The sequence below is a fragment of the Clostridiales bacterium genome (assembly GCA_030016385.1).
Classification (GTDB): domain Bacteria; phylum Bacillota; class Clostridia; order Clostridiales; family Oxobacteraceae; genus JASEJN01.
Genome location: JASEJN010000102.1, coordinates 1 through 5,256, shown reverse-complemented (window position 1 = coordinate 5,256; position 5,256 = coordinate 1). Strand labels below are relative to the sequence as shown.

3 protein-coding genes are annotated in these 5,256 nt (G+C 36.9%); all 3 read right to left on the bottom strand.

Annotated elements, in window-relative coordinates; translation table 11 throughout:
• Window positions 1-306: 306 nt before the first annotated feature.
• The 3 genes from gyrA to QME45_14385 are packed head-to-tail and all read right to left on the bottom strand — an operon-like array spanning window position 307 to window position 4,961.
• Window positions 307-2,754, bottom strand: a complete 2,448-nt coding sequence (gene gyrA / locus QME45_14395; protein MDI6619818.1) for a DNA gyrase subunit A — start codon at window positions 2,752-2,754, stop codon at window positions 307-309.
• 25 nt (window positions 2,755-2,779) lie between these two features.
• Complete coding sequence (gene gyrB, locus QME45_14390) at window positions 2,780-4,684, bottom strand: DNA topoisomerase (ATP-hydrolyzing) subunit B (GenBank protein MDI6619817.1); 1,905 nt, start codon at window positions 4,682-4,684, stop codon at window positions 2,780-2,782.
• On the bottom strand, window positions 4,677-4,961 hold the full coding sequence (locus QME45_14385) for a DUF370 domain-containing protein (GenBank protein ID MDI6619816.1): 285 nt from the start codon (window positions 4,959-4,961) through the stop codon (window positions 4,677-4,679). Before QME45_14385 ends, gyrB begins: the two co-directional genes overlap by 8 nt.
• Window positions 4,962-5,256 lie beyond the last annotated feature (295 nt).

Sequence of the window (5,256 nt, the reverse complement as noted above, 5' to 3'; positions counted from 1 at the left end):
CAATTTTCAAAGATCACTCCCGCCTCACAGGCGGCATTTATTATATTAGCACCTTTTTTTATCAATGTCAACACAATTTTTAAAATAATACAAAAATTATTTACAAATTGTACTACTTTATTCTGTCTCTAAAAATCGGCGCTTAATCATAATATCATCTATGAGCGATTAATTCAATGGTATTTTAAGGAATTTCTTCAATTCATAATTTAAGTTTGTGTTATTTTGAACACCCATTCTTAAAAATTTTGTTGTTCAAAATAACACAATTCTATTTATGCCTGATATTAAATTACAATCCGCTCCTTACTTTTTATCCTCATCGCTTATGTCTTCACTATTTATCTTTGCGATAGATACAACATTTATATTATCCTGAGCCCTCATAAGCTTAACTCCGAGTGTATTTCTGCTGGTTTGAGATATATCCGATACTTTAAGCCTTATTATAGTACCCTGACTATTTATTAATAGTATTTCATCGTTGCTTTTTACAATCTTTGCTCCCACAAGATTTCCCGTCTTTTTAGTAACCTTGTACGTTTTAACGCCCTTGCCGCCTCTACCCTGCAGATTATATTCTTTAAGCGATGTCCTCTTTCCATATCCTTTTTCACTTACAGTAAGAAGCTCCGATGTTTCATCGACAACATCCATCCCGACTGAAACATCTCCATCTCTAAGGGTTATGGCTTTAACACCTGCTGCGCCTCTACCCATCGCCCTTACGTCCTTTTCTTTAAACCTTATACTGTATCCATTGGATGTGACTATAATAAGCTGCTGTTTGCCATCCGTAAGTTTTACGCCGATTAGTTCATCGCCATGTTTAAGGTTTATAGCATTTATGCCTGTCTTTCTTATCATGGCAAACTGCTCCAATGGAGTCTTTTTAATTATGCCATCCTTAGTTGACATTACTATATACATGTCATTCTTGAATTCTTTTACAGCCATCGCAGCCTGTATCTTTTCCCTCGTATTAAGCTGAAGCAAATTCACAATGGCAGTACCTCTTGCAATCCTCGAACCTTCAGGTATTTCAAAGGCCTTCATAATATATACCCTTCCCTGGTTCGTAAAGAACAATATATTATTATGGGTAGATGTTATGAATAAATGCTCAACAAAATCATCTTCCCTTGTAGAAAGTCCTGTAATACCCTTTCCCCCTCGCTTTTGCGCTGTATATGTGTCTATGCTGAGCCTTTTTACATATCCAAAATGAGTAAGTGTAATGACTACATCTTCTTCTGGTATCAAATCTTCAATTTCTATTTCTTTAACTCTGCTTGTTATCTTGGTTTTCCTTGTATCCGAATATTTTTTCCTTATCTCTGAAATCTCATCCTTTATTATCTTATATACGAGCTTATCATTTGAAAGAACTTCCTTATAATGATTTATCATTTTTACAAGATTTGCATATTCTTCCTCTATCTTTTCTCTCTCCAAACCTGTAAGCCTTGCAAGTCTCATGTCTACGATGGCCTGTGACTGCAAATCCGAAAGGCCAAACCTTTGCATCAAGCCCTGTTTTGCATCATTTACAGTTTTTGAACTCCTTATAATGTGTATTACTTCATCTATATTATCTAAAGCTATTCTCAAGCCTTCCAGAATGTGTGCTCTTGTCTCGGCCTTATTTAAATCATATTTAGTTCTTCTTATAACGACTTCTTTTTGGAAATCCAGATAATACCTTATCATTTCCTTAAGATTCAATATCCTCGGACGTCCATCAACCAGTGCAAGCATTATCGCACCAAATGTATCCTCCATCTGGGTATGCTTATATAATCTGTTAAGTACAATATTAGCATTGGCGTCCCTTTTTATCTCGATTACAATCCTCATGCCTTCCCTGTCTGATTCATCCCTCAAATCTGAAATTCCGTCTATTTTTTTCTCTTTGACAAGTTCGGCTATTTTTTCTATAAGCCTTGCTTTATTGACCATATAAGGTATTTCACTTACAATTATTTTGGATCTTCCGTTATCTTCCTCTTCTATAACAGCTTTTGCCCTTACAATTATCCTGCCTCTGCCTGTCTCATATGCCGACTTTATTCCGTCTTTGCCCATTATTATGCCGCCCGTTGGAAAGTCGGGTCCCTTTATTTTAGTCATAAGATCTTTTACGGTAACGTCCGGATTATCGATCATCATGATTACCGCATCGATCACTTCACCGAGATTGTGAGGGGGGATATTTGTTGCCATCCCTACGGCAATACCTTGGGAACCATTGACTAAAAGATTTGGAAATCTTGAAGGCAAAACCACAGGTTCCTTCAAAGTTCCATCAAAGTTTGGCGTAAAATCGACAGTCTCCTTTTCGATATCCCTGAGCATTTCGGCTGTGATTTTGCTCATCCTTGCTTCTGTATAACGCATGGCAGCCGGGCTGTCTCCATCGACAGACCCGAAATTTCCATGACCGTCCACCAGCGTATACCTTATCGAAAAATCCTGAGCCATCCTGACCATTGCATCGTATACGGCCGCATCTCCATGGGGATGATATTTACCTAATACATCACCGACGATCCTCGCAGATTTTCTGTAAGGTTTATCGGCTGAAAGGCCTAATTCATTCATCGAATATAGAATTCTCCTGTGAACCGGCTTTAATCCATCCCTTACATCAGGTAGAGCCCTGCTTATGATTACACTCATAGCATAGCTTATATAACTTTTTTTCATCTCATCGTTTATATCAACTTGTAAAATCTTATTATTTTCATCATCCAATATCTATCACCTCTTCATCTAATACCTATATATCGAGATTTTGAACTTTTTTAGCGTTATTTTCTATGAACTCTCTTCTAGGTTCTACCTTGTCACCCATAAGTATTGTGAATATTTCATCGGCAGCTATAGCATCATCAAGTGTAACCTGAAGCATTGTCCTTGTATCAGGATTCATAGTTGTGGTCCAGAGCTGCTCTGCATCCATTTCTCCAAGGCCTTTATACCTTTGGATTGTATTATTTTCTGTTCCTATCTCAGATAGTAACTTTTCCTGTTCTTTTTCAGAATAAGTATAATAATCTTTTTTGCCCTTAGTTACTTTATACAATGGAGGCTGAGCTATGAATACTCTTCCATCATCTATCAACGGCCTCATATATCTATAGAAAAAAGTCAAAAGGAGCGTTCTTATATGAGCACCATCAACATCGGCATCCGTCATTATTATTATCCTGTAATACCTCATCTTTGCAATATCGAATCCATTATCCACACCGGCTCCGAATGCGGTAACCATTGCCCTTATCATTTCAGAAGACAGTATCTTGTCGAGCCTTTGTTTTTCAACATTCATTATCTTGCCTCTAAGAGGAAGTATAGCCTGAAACTTTCTGTTTCTTCCCTGCTTCGCAGAACCACCTGCGGAATCTCCCTCGACAATAAAGATTTCACATAAAGACGGGTCCTTCTCCGAACAGTCGGCAAGTTTTCCAGGAAGCGTTGTATTTTCAAGTACGTTTTTTCTTCTCGTAAGTTCTCTTGCCTTCCTTGCCGCCTCCCTGGCTCTTGAAGCTGTCAATGCCTTTTCATATATTGTCTTTGCAACTGATGGGTTCTCCTCCAAAAATCCAATTACCTGTTCATATACTATATTATCTACAATTCCTCTTACCTCTGTATTCCCAAGTTTGGTCTTTGTCTGTCCTTCAAATTCAGGATCGGTAAGTTTTACAGATATAACTGCTGTAAGCCCTTCTCTTACATCTTCACCCGATAGCCCCTTGTCATTTTCTTTTAAATAATTATATTTTTTACCATAGTCGTTAAAAGCCCTTGTGAGAGCTGATTTAAAACCTATTAAATGGGTACCTCCTTCTGTCGTATCTATATCATTTGCAAAAGAAAATATATTTTCATTATATCCATCATTATATTGAAGGGCGATCTCGACTATAGTATTGTCCTTTTCTCCCTGTATCGATATGGGTTCAGGATGAAGAACTTCTTTATTCCTGTTTAAATATTTTACAAAAGATACTATTCCACCTTCATAATGATATACTTCTTCTTTATCGGCTCTTTCGTCCTTTAATATTATCTTTATCCCTTTATTTAAAAATGAAAGTTCCTTAAGCCTATGGGATAAAGTATCATAATCGAATTCCGTATCCTCAAATATCTCAGGATCTGGTTTAAATATAGTCCTTGTTCCTGTATCTTTTGCGTCTCCGACCTTTTGAAAAGGTGTAACAGGTTTACCTCTCTCATACCTTTGCCTATATATATGTCCATCTCTTTTTATTTCAACGATACACCATTCTGAAAGCGCATTAACAACGGATGCGCCGACACCATGAAGCCCTCCAGATACTTTATATCCTCCTCCGCCAAATTTTCCTCCTGCATGTAATATGGTCATAATAACCTGTACGGTAGGTATTTTCATTTTAGGATGTATACCGACGGGCATACCCCTGCCGTTGTCGGTTACAGATATCGAATTATCCTTTCGAATAACGATTTCTATTTTATCACATGCTCCCATAAGGGCTTCGTCTATGCTGTTGTCAACAATCTCATAAACTAAGTGATGAAGTCCCATTGGACCTGTACTTCCTATATACATGCCAGGGCGTTTTCTTACGGCCTCAAGGCCTTCCAGCACCTGTATCTGATTTTCATCATATTCTTCTGCTTTTTTAATCATTCAAATCACCTTCTGTTTGTAATGTACTTGTAAAACCAATTCTCCTGCAAAGTGTGGCCGAGGATATAGAAGAAATGTATAATACATCTTTTTTATCTACTTCAGCAAGTATATATGATTTGGGCTCATCATCCATTGCATTCCTTAAAATTCCATTTTCATCGGCAATTTTTATCAATTGTTTTGTATACTTTGACTTGTTTACGGTTTTTACGTCTATAATGGCTATTATGCTCTCCTCTTTGATCACAACATTTTTCCCAATATGAATGAACATTGCTGTACCTCCCTGATGCCTCAAAATTCTTCAAAAAATTAAACCTGTATTTTATTTTACAGGCCATATATCGATATCGCTTCAATACATTTATTAGCACAGTGCAAAACAGGCTGAAATACGCAGATCTGTCATGATACATGAACTACACTATTAATTATACCCTTATTTGTCTGTATCTAAAAGCACAAATTTCAAGCTTTTGTAATAGAGTACATATTTTAGCTTTGATTCGTAATTTGAACTTGTGTTATTTGAGCACTCATTCGCCAGATTCAAGTTTTGTAAGTTCTAA

Excerpts from the sequence above, each read along its gene's own strand:
- gyrB (MDI6619817.1), bottom strand. The coding sequence starts at position 4,684 with ATGATTAAAAAAGCAGAAGAATATGATGAAAATCAGATACAGGTGCTG.
- QME45_14385 (MDI6619816.1), bottom strand. The coding sequence starts at position 4,961 with ATGTTCATTCATATTGGGAAAAATGTTGTGATCAAAGAGGAGAGCATA.